The organism is Sphingomonas sp. (genome assembly GCF_025353885.1).
Taxonomy (GTDB): domain Bacteria; phylum Pseudomonadota; class Alphaproteobacteria; order Sphingomonadales; family Sphingomonadaceae; genus Sphingomonas_O.
Genome location: NZ_JANXNX010000042.1, coordinates 1 through 17,319, shown reverse-complemented (window position 1 = coordinate 17,319; position 17,319 = coordinate 1). Strand labels below are relative to the sequence as shown.

Below are 17,319 nucleotides of genomic sequence, written 5' to 3'. Positions count from 1 at the left end.
CGCGATGCCCATCGCCCGGAGCTGGGTAGTTTCACAGACTGTCAAAATAGTCGGGTTGCGCTGACCCGGTTGGGGCATACCGATATGACCCCAGTCTATTACGGAAGCCCATACGAACAAGTTCTTCAAAAGATGCTTCATTTCGGGTGCGGAAACTAGAAATAATTTAGTCGCGCATTCATTCGTTCGGCGATACTGGCGGCGCCGGGGGGACATTCTGTTTGGTTCAGGAGAGTCCAAGTGCGCGCAATTTACAGCATGAGTGCCAAAAGCACGTCTACCCCTTATTCCCGTCGGTCGCTGCTGCGCGGCACCTCTGTGGGATTTGCGCTTGCAGCCAGCGCCATGGCAGCCTCGCCCGGGAAAGCAGCGGACGAATGCGGCGTGGCGACGACTGGCACTGTGATCTGCACGGCAGCAGGCAATCCCTATCCGGGTGGAATTACCTATATCCCGGCCACTGACCTCAGCCTGACGACCAATGCTGATGTCACCGCGACCAACACTATCAATGTTAGCGGTGGTGGCACCACGACAATCACCAATAACGGATCGATCGCAACAACGGGCGATGGCACTGCATTTACACGTGGCGCCACGGGCATCGTGGCCGTGGGGACCACCGGCGTCGTTATCACTGGCAATGGCGCAATCTCTACAAGCGGGTTAAATGCGCGCGGCATCGATGCCACCGCGAGCGGCACTGGTCCGATTGCCATCAACGTTGGCGATATCACGACCACAGGCCTGGCGGGGGGCGGCCCCGGATTTTTTCCGAACAGCTCGGCAATCTTTGCCAACACCGATAGCGGTGCGATCACTGTAACCGCGGGCAAGCTGTCGACCGCTGGAGACTCCGCCAGCGGCGTACAGGCCGTTTCGAACACCGGACCAATTACGGTCTCGACCGGCTCGGTCACAACGACCGGCAATAACGCCAATGGTATTTTCGCCCAGAGTTATGGCACCGGTCCTGTCGTGATAACGAGCACCGGCACCGTTACGACCTCGGGCCAGTCAAACGGCTTGTATGCGGTGGCCCGAAACGGAACCGCGACCGTTAACGCCAACACTGTGAATACCACCGGCTTTGCCGCCAATGGTATCGTCGCCCAAGGCGGAACTGGCGCTAATGCCACCTTTGGGACCGTCAATTCCAACAGCACTTTCGGGACCGGCGTGCAGGCAATCGCAACGGGCAATGTCGTTGTCTCGGGCGCCAACGTCAAAACGCAGTCGGTCGATAACACGGGCATTTTTGCTTATTCGACCGCTGGTAACGCCACCGTCAGCACGACTGGGGCGGTGACAACTGCCGGTGCCTCGTCCCGCGGCATTTACGCCTATGCGACGACGGGCACGGCTACCGTCAACGCGGTCAATGTGAGCACGACCGCAAATGACTCGCAGGCCATCGTTGCGACCGGCGCCAATGCAGTCGTCGTCTCTACCGGGACAGTTTCGACTGCGGGCACCAAGGCGTACTCGTCCAACGGCGATGCCATCACCGTTACCGGCACCGCTGGGAACGCCACGGCGACCGTCAACAACGTGACTGCAACGGGAGGAGCGTCGACAACGGGCGGAACGCCGGTAACGCCGCGCGCCGTGGTTGTAACAGCGACCGGCCTGGCAACAGGCAACATCAACGGCGCGGTAAATGCGACCAACGGCGACGCGGTTGTACTGACGGGCAACACAACGACGGCAACGGTCGGTTCTGCTGGTTCTATCGCTGGCGGCGTCAACGGCATTGTGCTGAACGGCACCACAAGTTCTTCGCTGACGAACGCCGGAACGATTACAGGCGGGCCAACGGGTGCCGCAGTCGTCGCCCTTGGGGGCCCGGCGGTGGTAACAAACTCTGGCAGTATCAACGGTCGAGTCATGCTTTCGGGTGGTAACGACACGCTGACGAACACGGGCACATTCAATGCAACCAGTGGGTCGGACTTTGGGGCTGGCAACGACACGTTTAACAACAGCGGTCGCTTTAACGTCCTCCCTACAGCACCCACACCGGGCGGGGTTACGCTGACTGGTCTGGAAGCGTTCAACAACAGCGGCACGGTCAGCCTGGTCAACGGCCATACTGGTGACACGCTTACCTTGCCGGGCACCTTTACCGGCAGCGGGGCGAGCACCTTGGGCGTCGATGTTTCTACGGGCGGCGCGGGGACGAGCGACAGGCTGATCGTCAATGGCGCAGCAACGGGTTCGACACTGGTGACGCTGAACAATGTGAGCAGCGCAAACGCCGGAGTGAATCAGGGGCTGGTGATTGCAACCGGCGGTGCGGGGACTTCGGCAACGGCGTTTAGCCTTGCCACCCAGTCTCAAAATATCGGCTTTGTGAACTACTCGCTGGCAACGTCGACTGCGGCAGGAGTGACCAGCTTTGCACTGGTCGGAACGCCGGGGGACGCGCTGTTCCGCGCCCTGAAGATCAACGAAGCAGCGCAAAATGTCTGGTATAAGTCGGCAGACGCGTGGTCGGCGCATATGTCGGAGTTGCGCGATTCAAAATGGGCTGCTGGGCCAGAGACTGCGGTTGCCGGTGGCAGGGTCTGGGGGATCATGTACGGCGGGACGCAAACCCGTAAGGACACCAACCGAAACTTCACCGCGTTCGGTGTCACACGCGCTGTCGACACCAGCTACAAGCAGGACGCATTCGGCGGCCAGATCGGCCTCGATCTGGGCGGCGCATCGGGCGATAGCGCCTTTGTGTTCGGCGTCACCGGCGGTTACGCGAATTCGGAACTCAGCTTCCGCAACTCGGCCGATCGCACGACGTATGACGTTGTAAACGGTGGCGTGTATGCCAGCTTTGTGTCGGGCAACGTGTTCGCGAATGCGCTTGCAAAGTACGACTATTACTGGCTCAATTCGAGGAGTCCGGTCGCTAACTTCAGCAGCCGCTATCACGGCAAATCCTATGGTGCGCAGGGCGAAGTAGGCATCCGCTTCGGGTCGAATACGTTCTATGCGGAGCCGATCGTCAGCGTGGCCTATGTGCGTACCGACTTGAACTCGCCCAACGTTACAAACGCCACGATCGACTTTGACAAGTTGGATGGTGTTCGTGGCAAGGCAGGCCTGCGCATCGGGTCAGCCTTTGAAATGGGCGGCAACCGTGCCGTGGTTTACGCATCGGGAAATGCCGTTCATGAGTTCAAGGGCCGACGGGGTCTGCAATTCACGTCAAATGGTTCGACCTTCAACTACGGAAATGATCGCATCGGCACTTATGGCGAAGGCAAGATCGGCTTCAACATCACAACGCCCGGCGGTGTCACTGGCTTTGTCGAAGGCTTCGGCAACTATAGCGACGATTATAGGGGTGGCGGCGGTCGTGCGGGACTGCGTATCAAGTTCTAATGATCGAATCGGTTAATTGTGAATCGGAGGCCCCCGCGAAAGCGGGGGCCTTTTGATGTCAGCTGTCGGGCGGCAAGACACGCCGCTGGATCCCAATGCGACCGAAATTACCGTGTCCCGAACATTCGGGTCGTGGTTGGTCGCCAATCGCGTGAGCCTGGCGTTCACGTCGTATCAAACCGGTCAGCTTTTCCTGGTCGGCGTTCAACCCGATGGCGCGATATCTTTCAACCAGCAGAATTATGTGCGTGCCATGGGATTGTGCAACGACGGTAACCGCCTCTTCATCGGCTCGCTTTTCCAGATTTGGCGACTTGAGAATATGCTTCGCCCCGGTGAAAAGGGTAACGGAAAATTCGATCGCGTTTTCATTCCGCGCGAAGCACACACCACAGGCGACATCGATATTCACGAAATGGGGGTCGATCGCACCGGTCGCCTGATTTTCGTCAACACCAAATATTCGTGCCTTGCGACTATTGATCGGCAGCACAGCTTTCGCCCCTTATGGAAACCCGACTTTATCTCGAAGCTGGTCGGCGAGGATCGCTGCCACCTCAACGGGCTCGCGATGAGCGATGGCGTCCCTCGTTATGTTTCCGCCGTGAGTCAGACCGATACCCTTGCCGGCTGGCGCGAACGCCGGGCGTCGGGCGGCGTGGTGATTGACGTCGCCCACAACAAAATCGTCACCGATCAATTGTCGATGCCGCATAGTCCGCGCCTCGTTGATGACAAGCTCTATGTCCTAGATTCAGGTCGCGGTCAGATCGTGCGCATTGATTCCGACACCGGCTCAAAGGAAGATATCGCGTTCTGCCCCGGCTTCCTGCGCGGCATGACAATCCATAATGATCATGCCATCGTCACCGCATCAAAGCCGCGCGACGGCACATTCAAAGATCTGCCGCTTCAGGGAGAGATCGCAAAGCGCGGTGGGGAGCCATGGTGCGGCATTATGGTCGTGAATTTGCGACATGGCGAGATCGTGGAATGGATCAAACTTGATGGCGCGGTCAGCGAATTGTTCGATGTCGCGATCATTCCCGATGCGGCCTGCCCCATGTCGCTCGGTCCAACAACGCTGGAGCTGGAAAGCACGATTAGCTTTGAATCCGATCTGTCAGACGATTTCGACTTCAAAAATTAGTCACCCACGGTCCGCTGGCTTGTAGCGCTGTTTAGCGGCGAACGCCTAGCCCGTGCCCGACTGAGCCTGACAGGCTAACGCTTAAGCGAACGTGCCTCGGTGACCGCCGCTTTCAAGACATCATAGCCGACCGCACCCGACAGGACCTTGTTGCCCACGATCCAACTGGGCGTGCCGGTCAAGTTCAGCGCGCGCTGCAATTCCATGTTGTTGGCAAGTTCGCGCGTTGCATCCGGGCCATTGCCCTGGGTCGGGTCGATGCCAAGCTGCTTGGCCACACGGGCGACGGTGTGCGGTTCGGGGCGACCCTCGGCAAACAGGGCGCGGTGGAACGATCCGTATTTTCCTGCCTTGGCCGCCGCCAGACTGGCCTTGGCTGCGGCTTCGCTGTCGGGACCGAGCACCGGAAATTCGCGATAGACGATCCGCAGTTTCGGGTCCTCCTTCAGCAATCGGTCGATGACGGGAATGCTCGCGCGGCAATATCCGCAGGCATAATCGAAAAATTCGACAAGCGTGACGTCGGGCGTGGCGGAACCCTCCCACCCGCCAGCAAACGGCGTTTCGATAATCGATCGATTGGCCGCGACGGCCTTGCCGACCTCACGATCGCGCATCCGCTCCATCGCCTCGGGCAGGATCTCTGGATGCGCGAGGATATAGTCGTGAACGACCCGCTCGATCGCGGCTTTGTCCATCGTCGAAACCGGCGCGTTTGAGGAGACCGCAACGGTCGCCGCAGCGCCCGCGATCAATGCTGCAAATCCGACCATGATCGTGTAACTCCAGTTCTTCATTTCTTCCGCTTCTTGCGGTCGCCATTGTCCGATACCAGCGCAATATCCTGCGCCCGAATCCAGTCCGCCGATCCGGGCGGTATTCCGATCATCGCCATTTTTGCATGGGCAAGCGCCGCGACGCGGTTGCCCTCCAGATTGAAACGTTCGGCCGTCGCCAGAGCGGCGCGCGCATTGTCACCCTCATGGCTGTACACGACGCCAAGCTGATACCAGGCAAACGGGTTCTGGTTATCCCGCGCGATGGCCGATTTCAGGATCGACTTGGCCTCCGCGTAATTGCGGGGGTTTTCGGTGGCGATCAGCGCGTGGCCGAACAGCGCGGCGATCAGCGGCTGGAAATTGGTCCGCTGCACGGCATCGCGCAGCACCGGCAGCGCGTCGTTGGGACGACCCGATTCCAGCAGGATCTGGCCCTTTAGTTCCTCGAAATACGGATCGTGCGGGATCGCGGTTAGCAAGGCATCGGCTTCGGCAACGGCGCGGTCAGGATAGGCCGATTTGTGATAGGCATAGGCGCGCGCATAATGTCCTGCGATCGACTGGTCGGTCTCTGGGTAGCGGCGCAGCACCAAGGGTGCTTCATTGATAAAGCCGAACAGCTTGGCCTTCACCCGCTGGAAACGCGCTTCGATGGCAGGGTCGGTGGGCTTGTTCCACGCCTTGTCGGCGGCCAGCGCGTCCTGTAGGACCTGGATGCGATCACCGGTTAGCGGATGGGTGCGGTCGTAGGCGCTGTCCTGTTCGATCGCGAGGCGATATTCCTGCCCCTGCAGCTTTTTGAAAAAGCTGATCATGCCCTTGCCGCTGATCCCGGCTCCACTCAGATACCGGCGGCCCGACTGGTCCGCAGCCGATTCCTGCGTTCGGGAGAATGACAGATATTTGCCCATTGCGGCCTGTTGCCCGGCGGCGAATATCCCGGCGCCCGCTTCACCCGCACCCGCAGCGATGGCGGCCGCACCCAAGATCAGCGACAATATCGTAATGCCGGTCGCTACTTTTGCGCCATCGGCCCCGCGCAACACATCGCCCGCCGCCAGATGGCCGAGTTCATGAGAAATCACGCCCTGGACTTCGTTGGCATTGTCGGCGGCGGCCAGCAGGCCGGAGTTGATGTAGACGACCTGCCCGCCCGCGACGAAGGCATTGATCTGATTATCGCCGATCAGGATGATGTCGACATTCTTCGCCGGCAGTCCAGCTGCCTCGATCAACGGCGCGGCCATCTCGTGCAGCAATGCCTCGGTTTCGGCGTCGCGCAGGATCGATTGCGCCGCGGCGGGCTGCACCGACAGCGTCAACATCAGTGCGGCGGCAAAGGCGCGGCGAAGGAACCGATCGATCATACCGTTGCCCTTCGCCCTGCTGCGCTGAACCGAGGGTGAAGCTGGCTTACCCATCGGTCTGGAAGACTGCCCGTCACGCCCATTGGCGCAACGGGCAGGCCGTTACTTGGTCGCGCCGAACGTACTCTGCCACCAGCCACGTTTCGGTCGCTCGTCCTCGCCGTTCTTGCCGTCCTCAACTGTCGACTCGACCGCAGGCGCACTGGTCTGCGGCGATGCGGATGCTGTTTGCGCGACGCCCGCAACGGTTGGTTCCGGAGCGGTGTCGGCGATAGCTGCCGCTTCCTCGACCGGGGCTGCAACCTTGGCCTTGGCACGGCTCGCGCGCTTGGGCTTGGCCGCTGGCTCGACCGCTTCGACTTCGGCGGGTACGGGTGCCGCTTCCGTTTCGGCGACCGCGACATCAGCCGGAGCCGCCTTTGCGCGACGTGTCCGCTTGGGCTTTTCCGTGACCGGCGCTACCGAAGGTTCCTCGACAATCTCGGGGACCGGTTCACTGGGGGCAGCGGCTTGCGGTTCCGCGTCGCGCTTGGAAGGACGGCGACGTGCGCGCTTGGGAGCCGCTTCGACGACTTCGGGAGCCTCGATCGTGTCGGCTGCTTCGCCAAGGACGGGCTCGGTCACCGGGTCGGCATTGGATGCAAAGCCCTGGCCTTCGGTGCCCGGCTCGCCTTCGCTGCCTTCGCCTTCGACCGCCTGGCCGTTTTCACCACCACGACCGCGACCGCGACGACGGCCACCGCGACGGCCACGACGACTGCGACGCTCTTCGCCATCCGCTATAGTCTCGCCGGGAATGGCATTGTCCTCGCCATCTTCGGCGATATCGTCACGCGGCGCCACGGCTTCACGTTCGATGGGCTCGCCGTTGTCGTCGAGTTCGGGCTCGGCCGCTTCACCGTTCGTGCCTTCCTCGCCATCGCGGCGGGTGCGGCGGCCGCGGCGGCGGCGGCGGCGGCGCGGCTCACCGTCGCCCTCGCCTTCACCCTCGGCATTGCGCGGGCGTTCCGATCGTTCGGAACGCTCGCCACGGGGTGCTTCCTCGATCTCTTCCTCATCCTCTTCCTCGATCAGGTCGAGTTCGGGATCCTCTTCATAGACCGGCATTTCGAAATGCGGCGGATGCGCGGGCGGCGGGCCACTGGCCTCGACCGTCATCCGTGCGCCCTCGACCTCGCCGTCGGGCAGCACTTCGATACGGACGCCGAAGCGCTCCTCGATCTCGCTGATCTCGAAACGCTTGCGGTTGAGGACGTAGAACGCCGCCTCCGTGCTGGCGCGCAGGGTGAAGATCGTCGCGCGGCCCTTGCCGGCTTCTTCCTCCAGCATGCGAAGCGCGGACAGGCCCGCCGACGAAGCGGTCCGGACCAGCCCGGTGCCTTCGCAATGCGGGCACTGGCGCGTCGATGCTTCCAGCACACCGGTGCGCAGACGCTGGCGGCTCATCTCCATCAGGCCGAACGATGAAATTCGCCCGATCTGGATGCGGGCGCGGTCATCGGACAGCGCCATCTTCATGGCTTTCTCGACCTTGCGGACGTTGGAGTTGTTCTCCATGTCGATGAAATCGATGACGACCAGCCCGGCCATGTCGCGCAAGCGCAACTGGCGTGCGATCTCATGCGCGGCTTCCAGGTTGGTGCCGACCGCCGTCGCCTCTATGCCGTGTTCGCGCGTCGAACGGCCGGAGTTGATGTCGATCGAAACCAGAGCCTCGGTCGGGTTGATGACCAGATAGCCACCCGATTTCAGCTGGACGACCGGCTGGTACATTGCCGACAGCTGTTCCTCGACATGGTTGCGCTGGAACAACGGCACCGCATCGGCATATGGTTTCACGCGCCGCGCGTGTGTCGGCATCAGCAATTTCATGAAGTCGCGGGCGTGACGGAATCCCTCCTCGCCCTCGACGATGACCTCCTCGATATCCTTGTTGTAGATGTCGCGGATCGCGCGCTTGATCAGGTCACTGTCCTGATAGACGAGCGCGGGTGCTGCCGATTTGAGCGTGTTTTCGCGGATTTCGTCCCACAAACGGGCAAGATAGTCGAAGTCGCGACGGATCTCGATCTTGGTCCGCTGCAGACCGGCGGTCCGCACGATACAGCCCATTGTCTTGGGCAGGTCCAGTTCAGCCATGATCGTCTTCAACCGCTTGCGGTCGGCAACGTTGGAAATTTTCCGGCTGATCCCGCCGCCATGCGACGTGTTTGGCATCAGCACGCAGTAGCGACCGGCCAGCGACAGATAGGTCGTCAGCGCCGCGCCCTTGTTGCCGCGCTCTTCCTTCACGACCTGGACCAGCAGCACCTGGCGGCGGCGGATCACGTCCTGAATCTTGTAGCGACGGCGCAGGTTCATGCGCTTCTGGCGCAAATTCTCCGCAGCGTTTTCATCGACTCCCCGACCGGTCGGCACAGGGCGCGGCACATCACCGTCCTCCTCGTCGTGCGGCAGGTCATCGTCGTGCTGTCCGCGTTCATGGTCGTCGTCATGATCGCCGTCGACGGCATAATCGTCATCGTCGTGATCGCCGCCCCGCAGGCGCTCTTCCTCGGCGGCATGTTCGGCTTCCTCAGCCAGCAGGGCTTCGCGGTCTTCCTTCGGGATCTGGTAGTAATCCGGATGGATTTCGCTGAACGCCATGAACCCATGACGGTTGCCACCGTATTCGATGAATGCGGCCTGTAGCGACGGTTCGACGCGGGTTACCTTGGCGAGGTAGATATTACCCTTGAGCTGGATATGTTCGGCGGATTCGAAGTCGAATTCTTCGATCCGGTTGTTACCTTTAACGACCGCGACACGGGTTTCTTCCCGGTGGCGCGCATCGATTAGCATACGCATTGTCATTTAAATGTCTCCGGGACGGTAGCGAAGCTGCGAACCCGCGCACCTCGCCCGTCCGGCTGGATGGAATGGAAATTGCCTCTGCTCGCTTTGCATGCCGGGCGACGTGCGCCGGGTTCACGATCCGGCAAGCCGCTGCGCCTTCAAAAGCGGTGCGGTCATGCGGAAAACCATGCATCATGCGAGCTTCAACCTGAGTGACCGGGCCGAGAATCGGCATACGCGGTCTGTAATAACAGTTCGGACGGGTTCCCCCGAACCGTTGTGCGACAGGTCGTAGCAGTCCTGTTATAAGGGAGCAAGCCAGGCCGGCGGATAGCGTCATTTCGCTTAGCGAACGAGGTGGCGTTCGGTGTAACGCGGACGTCACAGCAATATCGTTTATTTTAAACTCGATAGTTTTCAGATCACTTTGGTGAGGCGTTATGAGAATCAACCGTCGAGAGTCGATCACCGGCTTGCTCGCCTTACCTCTGTTGGCCTCGGTGCTATGTCGCGAAGCGCGAGCGAGTGGAACGCTGCCGCTTAATGCCGATACGCTCGGCGTGAATACCCATATGGGCCAGGGACAGCCACCGGCGAAGGTGGCCGAAGCCTTGCGGCTGACTGGCTTGCGGCACATCCGGGACTCGGTATTGCCGCCGTCCATCCTCGCCACCCTGGTCCCCGCGATGCAAGGCACCGTCAGGCTGACCGCAGTGGTTGGCGGGCGTCGTCCGATCAAGGCGCTGATCATTGCCCTCGAAGCCATCGAGCGCAAATGGCCCGGTATCCTGGCAGCGATCGAGGGACCGAACGAAGTCAACAATTTCCCGTTCCCGTACAAGGGACTAAGCGGCTCGCCCGCTGCCGTTGCCTTCCAGTCGGACCTGTATGCCGCCGTGCGCGCCAGCGCGCCGCTTCACCATCTCCCGGTCATAGCCTTCACCGACCTGGCCTTTCAGGACAGTGCTTCCGATTTCTTCAATTTCCATCCTTACCCGCCCAATGGGGAGTTACTCGAACCGCGGATCGCCCGCATGAAGGCCCGGGTGGCGCAATCGTCCAGCCCCACCAAGCCCATCCAGTTTACCGAGTTCGGCTACAGCACATCAGAAATGAACGAGGAGCGGCAGGCGGCACTCCTGATCGCAGGGTGCCGGGCCGCCGTCGCGGCGGGCATTCGCCGGGTGTTCGTTTATCAGCTGTCCGATTTCTATCCCGACCGTGATCCGGCCCATCCCGCCCTGGGCAACCATTACGGGCTGTTCGACCTGCACTATCGACCCAAAAAGGCCGCGCTGGCGATTGCCAGGATCCTGCGCCCCTGACCGGTGCCGATGACCACTGGACCCCGCGCGGACCAAAAGGCATGAAGTGCCAGTGCCTGTTGCGACAATCATTGCGGCCCTGGTTGGCCTGTCGGCGCCGGTGACCGGTGGCGCGGCGGCGCGGCCCTATGAAGTTCCGATCGCGCGCAACGCCCGACCTCCGCGCAGCCGTTACAGTGTGACCATCCCCCTCGACCCTCCCGAAGCAGGACCGCCGCGCCCCGTCGTGCTGGGTCGTGGCGACCGTCCGCTGGTGGTGATCGACGCGGGCCATGGCGGGCATGATCCGGGAGCGGTCTCGCCAACCGATGCCACCCGGGAAAAGGACCTGACCCTGGCGGTTGCGCGCGCCATCCGCGATGAACTGGTCCGCGGCGGGCGCGTCCGGGTTGCCCTGACGCGCGACGACGACCGCTTCCTGATCCTTCAGGAACGTGCCCAGATCGCCCGGGCGCTGAAGGCCGACCTGTTTATATCGATCCATGCCGACAGCGCGCCGATGACCGGGGCCACCGGCGCGACCATCTATACCTTGTCCGAAGTGGCGTCCGACACCACGGCGGCGCGCCTGGCTACGCGCGAAAACAAGGCCGACATTATCAACGGCGTCAACCTGTCGGGACAGGCATCGGACGTGTCATCAATCCTGATCGACCTGGCCCAGCGCGAAACGATGAACGATTCGTCGCGCTTTGCCGACATCCTGCGGCGCGAGGCGACGGGTGCGGTGCCATTCCGGGGCGAATTTCACCGGATGGCGGGCTTTGCCGTGCTGAAGGCACCCGACACACCGGCGGTCCTGTTCGAGGTTGGCTATGTCACCAACCCCATCGACGTCGCGCGGCTGACGTCGCCAATGGGACTTGCGGCGATTGCGGGGGCGGTGCGTCGCGCCGTCGATATCCAGTTTGCGCGCAGGCTGGCGCGCTGACCAGCCTGTAACGCCTCAGCGCAGTGCGCGCACCTGCGGCGTATCGAGACAACGAACCACTTGATCGCGTGAGACCGGCGCGGTCGGGGGGGGATCGGCCAGCAACGGTCCTACCTCGGTTGGCGCACCCGCCCGAACCGCGACGAATGCCCGGCCACCGCCGATGTCGGTCCGGCATTTCATCACCGCATCGAGCAAACGGGGCGGTGTGTCGCGAGCCTCATAGCTGAGGCGGAACGTCCCCCAGTGAATCGCCATCGCGCGCGATGCGCCCAGCCGCGCAAACACTTCGGCGGCATCGATCGGCCCGACATGGCTGGCAATGCCCATCTGTCCAGGGACGAAGCGAAACGCCCCGATGGGAAGCAAGGCCAGCCGGATCGGGCCATAGCCCCTGGCCTCCATCGGCCATTTGCCGTCGCCAAAGCCCGTGTCGCCGGCAAAGAACAAATTGCCACCCGGCAGGGTCACGACGAAGCTCGACCACAAGGCGCGGTTGCGATCGACCATGAAGCGCGTTCCCCAATGGTGATTGCGCGTCACGATTACATCGATGCCCGGACGCACGTTCACCCGGCCACCCCAGTCGCGCGCCACCGACGTTACCCCGGACATAACCGTATCATTACCAAGGCTGGTGACGATCAGTGGCTTGTCGCGGTCCCAGAGCCGCTGGAGCGTCGGCAGGCTCATATGGTCGTAGTGATCATGGCTGATCAGGACGAGGTCGATCTTTGGCAAATCCTCGAAGCGGACGCCGGGGTCCATGACCCGTTTTGGACCCGCGCCAAAGGGGCCAGCCGTATTCTCCCAGATGGGATCGGTCAGGATGTTCAGTCCCTGGGTCTGCACCAGCATCGTGGCATGGCCGATCCAGGTGATGACCATCCGTTCCCCGGCGACCCGGGCAGCAGGTTTACCCGGCGTGATCGGGACGTTGGTCGGCCACGCGGGACGACCGTCCTGCTGGAAAAAGTAACGGACAAAGAAATTGGTGCGGCTGCCCCCGGCGGGCATCGCGATCGTGTCCTCGCCGTCCGGATTGAAAAATCGTGCGGTATCGAAATGGGCCGATGCCGGCCCTGTATAATAGATGCGATCCAGAAAGCGCGGCAGGACGACAATCGCGACGCAAAGCACCACGACCGTCCACAACATTATCCGTCCTGCCAGTCCGATCGCGCGCCGCATGGGTCTCATTCTGCCTTTGGTCGCGGGCGCTGTACGGATATCGGATTGCTGGTCAAATGCTTTCGGCCAGCAATCGCTCCTCGGCAATCTTCTTCTGCCAGATCAGCGGCGCGGTCTGGTGGACGCTTTCCCCGGTGGCATCGACCGCAACCGTCACCGGCATGTCCTCGACCGTGAACTCATAGATCGCCTCCATGCCCAGGTCGGCGAACCCGACGACGGTCGATGCCTTGATCGCCCGCGCAACGAGGTAGGCCGCCCCACCGACCGCCATCAGATAGGCGGCCTTGTGCTTCCTGATCGCGGCGATGCCGGTGGGGCCACGTTCGGCCTTGCCGACCATCGCGATCAGCCCGGTCTCCGCCAGCATCATTTCGGTAAACTTGTCCATGCGCGTCGCAGTCGTGGGACCAGCCGGTCCCACCACTTCGCCCGCGATCGGATCGACCGGCCCGACATAATAAATCACGCGACCGGCAAAACTGACGGGCAAAGGCTCACCCTTGGCAAGCATGTCCTGGATACGCTTGTGCGCCGCATCGCGTCCGGTCAGCATCTTGCCGTTCAGCAACAGCCGGTCGCCCGGTTGCCAGCCAGCAACCTCCTCGCGCGTCAGCGTGTCGAGATTGACGCGTTTCGATGCCTTGTCGGGCTTCCAGTCGACATCGGGCCAGTCGCTGAGCTTTGGTGGTTCCAGAAACGCCGGTCCCGAACCGTCGAGATGGAAATGCGCGTGGCGCGTGGCGGCGCAGTTCGGAATCATCGCAACCGGTTTGGACGCAGCGTGCGTGGGCCAGCTTTCGATCTTCACATCGAGGATCGTTGCAAGGCCACCAAGCCCCTGCGCGCCGATGCCCAACGCGTTAACCTTATCGAAAATCTCGATCCGCAGCCGCTCGGTATCGGTCTGCGCGCCGCGCTGTTTCAGCTGCGCCATGTCGATATCGCCCATCAGCGATTCCTTGGCGAGCGTCATCGCCTTTTCCGCAGTGCCACCGATCCCGATGCCGAGCATCCCCGGCGGGCACCAGCCAGCGCCCATCTTCGGGATTTGCTCCAGCACCCAGTCGACGACGGAATCGCTGGGGTTCAGCATGGCGAACTTGCTCTTGTTCTCGCTGCCGCCACCCTTGGCCGCGACGGTGATTTCGACGTGATGGCCGGGCACCATCTCGACGTTCAGGACCGAGGGCGTGTTGTCCTTGGTGTTCGCGCGCGTGAAGGCGGGGTCAGCGACGATCGATGCGCGCAGCTTGTTTTCGGGGAACAGATAGGCGCGGCGGACGCCCTCATCGACGATCTCCTGCAGCGACCGCGCGGACTCGAGCCGACATTCCTGCCCCCATTTGACAAAGACCGTGACGATGCCGGTGTCCTGACAGATCGGGCGGTGACCCTCGGCACACATGCGGCTGTTGGTCAGGATCTGCGCGATGGCGTCCTTGGCGGCGGGGCCCTGTTCGGCCTCATAAGCAACACCCAGCGCCCGGATATAGTCCATCGGGTGAAAATAGCTGATATATTGCAGCGCGTCGGCGACGCTTTCGATGATATCGGATTCGCGGATGGTGATCATGTAAGAGCCCTCTGGCCGGACAAATTGGGTGCGCGCCCTTTTGGCCCGGATAGCGCGGGAGCAAGGCCACGTCCACGCCGCCCGCCCGGCTTATGTGCATCGCCCTTCCCGTCGCCCAGCCGAATCTAAATTGCGACGAACCGAGTGGTGAACAACCCATTTACCGACTTGCATAGATTTCCAGATGAGGCACTATATGGAGCGGCTTCGGCCGGGGGTAATACTATGGATAGTGTCACGGTGATCAACGCCATTTTGGCGGCCGATGGTCTGCGTCTGTCTGGAAAGCGCATTTTGCGTGAAATGATATGCCCGCTGGCGTCAGCGATGTGTTAAAAAGGAGGTTCGCCTCCGAGTCGAACGAATACGGAACAACTGGGGGCGATGGCGATGGATTTTCGGGATGGTGATGGAGCGATGCGGGATATGAATGTCGATCTGATGGAGGCCGTCGTTGCCGCATCGAAATCGGAAGCGGGTCGGCCTGAAACCGATTCGCACACGATCATGCCGCAGGCCTATCCGGTCGACGTCGATCATTCGCGCGACGCCCTGCTGACAGACTTCGGCAAGGAGACACTGACCGATCGCTACCTGCTGCCAGGTGAATCTTATCAAGACCTTTTTGTCCGTGTCGCCTCGGCCTATGCCGACGATGCCGCCCACGCCCAGCGACTGTACGATTATATCTCGAAACTGTGGTTCATGCCCTCGACGCCCGTGCTGTCCAACGGCGGCACCGGGCGCGGCCTGCCGATCTCCTGCTATCTGAACTCGGTTCCCGACAGCCTCGAAGGGATCGTCGAGACCTGGAACGAGAACGTCTGGCTGGCGTCGCGCGGCGGCGGCATCGGCACCTATTGGGGCGCGGTGCGTGGGATCGGCGAGCCGGTCGGTCTGAACGGCAAGACTAGTGGCATCATTCCGTTCGTCCGCGTCATGGATTCGCTGACTCTGGCCATTTCGCAAGGATCGCTGCGTCGCGGGTCGGCGGCCTGTTACCTCGACGTCTCGCATCCCGAGATCGAAGAGTTCCTTGAAATCCGCAAGGCATCGGGCGATTTCAACCGCAAGGCGCTGAACCTTCATCATGGCGTGCTGCTGACCGATGCCTTTATGGAAGCGGTCCGCGCTGGCCAGGAATGGAACCTCCTGTCGCCCAAGGACGGCAGCGTCCGCGCGACCGTCGACGCGCGCGGCCTGTTCCAGAAGCTGGTCGAGACGCGGCTGGCCACCGGCGAGCCGTATATCGTGTTTGCCGACACCGTGAATTGCGCCATGCCGCGCCATCATCGCGAACTGGGCCTGAAGGTCAGCACGTCGAACCTTTGTTCGGAAATCACGCTGCCGACCGGGCGCGATCATCTCGGCAACGACCGGACGGCGGTGTGCTGCCTGTCGTCGCTCAATCTGGAAACCTGGGACGAGTGGAAGGACGATCGCGTCTTTATAGAAGACGTCATGCGGTTCCTCGACAACGTCCTGACCGATTATATCGACCGCGCCCCGCCCGAAATGGCGCGCGCGAAATATTCGGCGGGGCGGGAGCGTTCGGTTGGCCTTGGCGTCATGGGTTTCCACAGTTTCCTGCAGGCGCGCAATCTGGCGTTCGAGGGCGCGATGGCGAAATCATGGAACCTGAAGATCTTTCGCCACATCAGCACCGCCGCCAACGAGGCATCGATGCTGCTCGCGACCGAGCGTGGCCCCTGTCCCGATGCCGCCGACCGTGGCGTAATGGAGCGGTTCAGTTGCAAGATGGCGATCGCGCCGACCGCGTCGATCAGCATCATCTGCGGCGGGACGAGCGCCTGCATCGAACCGATCCCGGCCAACATCTACACCCACAAGACACTGTCGGGCAGCTTTTCGATCCGCAATCCGTATCTGGAAAAATTGCTGTCGGAAAAATCCAAGAACAGCGACGCTGTCTGGAACTCGATCCTCGAGCAGGCCGGTTCGGTCCAGCATCTCGACTTCCTCAGTCAGGACGAGAAGGACACCTACAAGACCAGCTTCGAGATCGACCAGCGCTGGTTGCTGGAACTGGCGGCCGATCGCACGCCGTATATCGATCAGGCGCAGTCGCTCAATCTGTTTATCCCCGCCGATGTCGAGAAGTGGGACCTGCTGATGCTCCACTTCCGCGCCTGGGAGCTGGGCGTGAAGTCGCTCTATTACCTGCGCTCGAAATCGATCCAGCGCGCTGGCTTTGCGGGTGGCGTGGAGGCGGACAACACCGTGCTCCTGCCCGTCATCGAACTGGCGGAGAAGGACTATGACGAGTGCCTCGCGTGCCAGTAATCCAGACACGCGAGGCCGTCGGTCTGGCTTACTCTTCTTCTTCGAACGTCACGGCGACGTCGGCATTGGCGCTTAACCGCACCTTGCCGTCTTCGACGCCCGCGACCAGTCCGCCCGAGATATAATGGTGATGTCCCTCATGGCTGCCCTGCCCGCTGTCCTTTTTCGTCAGCTTGATCCGGTCGCCCTGGACGTGATCGACCGTACCGACATGGACGCCGTCGGCACCAATGACTTCGGCATGTTCCTGAATTTGCGAAAGATCGGCCATCGTTTTTTCCTTTGGTTGGTTCCTCTCTCACAACGCCCGAATCCCTATTCGGGCCCCCGCTCAATTTCTATTCTGTTAAAGGCATAAACCATGTCCCTCACCGAAGCCCGCAACCAGTATAAGCCCTTCGAATACCCCTGGGCCTATGAATTTTGGAAACGCCAGCAGCAGATCCACTGGATGCCCGAGGAAGTGCCTTTGGGAGAGGA

Annotated in this window: 11 protein-coding genes and 1 pseudogene; 6 read left to right on the top strand and 6 right to left on the bottom strand. The window is 61.6% G+C overall.

All coding sequences use genetic code 11. From position 1 onward, the window contains the following. Positions 1 to 345: 345 nt before the first annotated feature. Positions 346 to 3,381, top strand: a complete 3,036-nt coding sequence (locus tag Q0R02_RS04570) for an autotransporter outer membrane beta-barrel domain-containing protein (protein WP_293881229.1) — start codon at positions 346 to 348, stop codon at positions 3,379 to 3,381. A 55-nt stretch (positions 3,382 to 3,436) separates the two neighbouring features. Further along, positions 3,437 to 4,531 (top strand): TIGR03032 family protein, encoded by a 1,095-nt coding sequence (locus Q0R02_RS04565; RefSeq protein WP_293881228.1) that lies wholly within the window; start codon positions 3,437 to 3,439, stop codon positions 4,529 to 4,531. Between the two features lie 74 nt (positions 4,532 to 4,605). Here the strand turns inward: Q0R02_RS04565 and Q0R02_RS04560 are convergent, their stop codons facing one another. The 3 genes from Q0R02_RS04560 to Q0R02_RS04550 form a co-directional block, all read right to left on the bottom strand. Beyond that, positions 4,606 to 5,328: a DsbA family protein gene (locus tag Q0R02_RS04560; RefSeq protein WP_293881227.1), complete on the bottom strand. Its 723-nt coding sequence runs from the start codon at positions 5,326 to 5,328 to the stop codon at positions 4,606 to 4,608. Next, on the bottom strand, positions 5,325 to 6,677 hold the full coding sequence (locus Q0R02_RS04555) for a M48 family metalloprotease (RefSeq protein ID WP_293881226.1): 1,353 nt from the start codon (positions 6,675 to 6,677) through the stop codon (positions 5,325 to 5,327). Before Q0R02_RS04555 ends, Q0R02_RS04560 begins: the two co-directional genes overlap by 4 nt. A gap of 102 nt (positions 6,678 to 6,779) precedes the next feature. After that, positions 6,780 to 9,530: a ribonuclease E/G gene (locus Q0R02_RS04550; RefSeq protein WP_293881225.1), complete on the bottom strand. Its 2,751-nt coding sequence runs from the start codon at positions 9,528 to 9,530 to the stop codon at positions 6,780 to 6,782. Between the two features lie 422 nt (positions 9,531 to 9,952). Here Q0R02_RS04550 and Q0R02_RS04545 point away from each other — a divergent pair, with 422 nt between their 5' ends. Together Q0R02_RS04545 and Q0R02_RS04540 are read left to right on the top strand one after the other, a co-directional pair. Continuing rightward, on the top strand, positions 9,953 to 10,837 hold the full coding sequence (locus Q0R02_RS04545) for a hypothetical protein (protein WP_293881224.1): 885 nt from the start codon (positions 9,953 to 9,955) through the stop codon (positions 10,835 to 10,837). Positions 10,838 to 10,985: 148 nt separating this feature from the next. Further along, positions 10,986 to 11,768 (top strand): annotated as a pseudogene (locus Q0R02_RS04540) (N-acetylmuramoyl-L-alanine amidase); the annotation flags it as partial. A 15-nt stretch (positions 11,769 to 11,783) separates the two neighbouring features. On the opposite strand, the gene Q0R02_RS04535 reads toward Q0R02_RS04540, so the two are convergent. Together Q0R02_RS04535 and Q0R02_RS04530 are read right to left on the bottom strand one after the other, a co-directional pair. Beyond that, the gene (locus tag Q0R02_RS04535; RefSeq protein ID WP_293881223.1) at positions 11,784 to 12,959 is read right to left on the bottom strand and encodes an MBL fold metallo-hydrolase; all 1,176 of its coding nucleotides are present in this window, start codon (positions 12,957 to 12,959) and stop codon (positions 11,784 to 11,786) included. A gap of 52 nt (positions 12,960 to 13,011) precedes the next feature. Then, positions 13,012 to 14,535 carry a fumarate hydratase gene (locus tag Q0R02_RS04530; protein WP_293881222.1) on the bottom strand — a complete coding sequence of 508 codons (1,524 nt, stop codon included), beginning with the start codon at positions 14,533 to 14,535 and terminating at the stop codon, positions 13,012 to 13,014. A 390-nt stretch (positions 14,536 to 14,925) separates the two neighbouring features. Between Q0R02_RS04530 and Q0R02_RS04525 the strand changes: the two genes are divergently transcribed. After that, on the top strand, positions 14,926 to 16,839 hold the full coding sequence (locus Q0R02_RS04525; protein WP_293881221.1) for a ribonucleoside-diphosphate reductase subunit alpha: 1,914 nt from the start codon (positions 14,926 to 14,928) through the stop codon (positions 16,837 to 16,839). A gap of 28 nt (positions 16,840 to 16,867) precedes the next feature. On the opposite strand, the gene Q0R02_RS04520 is transcribed toward Q0R02_RS04525, so the two are convergent. Beyond that, complete coding sequence (locus Q0R02_RS04520) at positions 16,868 to 17,110, bottom strand: DUF2171 domain-containing protein (RefSeq protein ID WP_293881220.1); 243 nt, start codon at positions 17,108 to 17,110, stop codon at positions 16,868 to 16,870. 90 nt (positions 17,111 to 17,200) lie between these two features. Between Q0R02_RS04520 and Q0R02_RS04515 the strand changes: the two genes are divergently transcribed. Continuing rightward, a partial coding sequence (locus Q0R02_RS04515) for a ribonucleotide-diphosphate reductase subunit beta (protein ID WP_367271430.1) occupies positions 17,201 to 17,319 on the top strand: 119 nt, incomplete at its 3' end.

Excerpts from the sequence above, each read along its gene's own strand:
- Q0R02_RS04525 (WP_293881221.1), top strand. The coding sequence starts at position 14,926 with ATGGATTTTCGGGATGGTGATGGAGCGATGCGGGATATGAATGTCGAT.
- Q0R02_RS04560 (WP_293881227.1), bottom strand. The coding sequence starts at position 5,328 with ATGAAGAACTGGAGTTACACGATCATGGTCGGATTTGCAGCATTGATC.
- Q0R02_RS04535 (WP_293881223.1), bottom strand. The coding sequence starts at position 12,959 with ATGCGGCGCGCGATCGGACTGGCAGGACGGATAATGTTGTGGACGGTC.
- Q0R02_RS04565 (WP_293881228.1), top strand. The coding sequence starts at position 3,437 with ATGTCAGCTGTCGGGCGGCAAGACACGCCGCTGGATCCCAATGCGACC.
- Q0R02_RS04545 (WP_293881224.1), top strand. The coding sequence starts at position 9,953 with ATGAGAATCAACCGTCGAGAGTCGATCACCGGCTTGCTCGCCTTACCT.
- Q0R02_RS04550 (WP_293881225.1), bottom strand. The coding sequence starts at position 9,530 with ATGACAATGCGTATGCTAATCGATGCGCGCCACCGGGAAGAAACCCGT.
- Q0R02_RS04555 (WP_293881226.1), bottom strand. The coding sequence starts at position 6,677 with ATGATCGATCGGTTCCTTCGCCGCGCCTTTGCCGCCGCACTGATGTTG.
- Q0R02_RS04520 (WP_293881220.1), bottom strand. The coding sequence starts at position 17,110 with ATGGCCGATCTTTCGCAAATTCAGGAACATGCCGAAGTCATTGGTGCC.
- Q0R02_RS04570 (WP_293881229.1), top strand. The coding sequence starts at position 346 with ATGGCAGCCTCGCCCGGGAAAGCAGCGGACGAATGCGGCGTGGCGACG.
- Q0R02_RS04530 (WP_293881222.1), bottom strand. The coding sequence starts at position 14,535 with ATGATCACCATCCGCGAATCCGATATCATCGAAAGCGTCGCCGACGCG.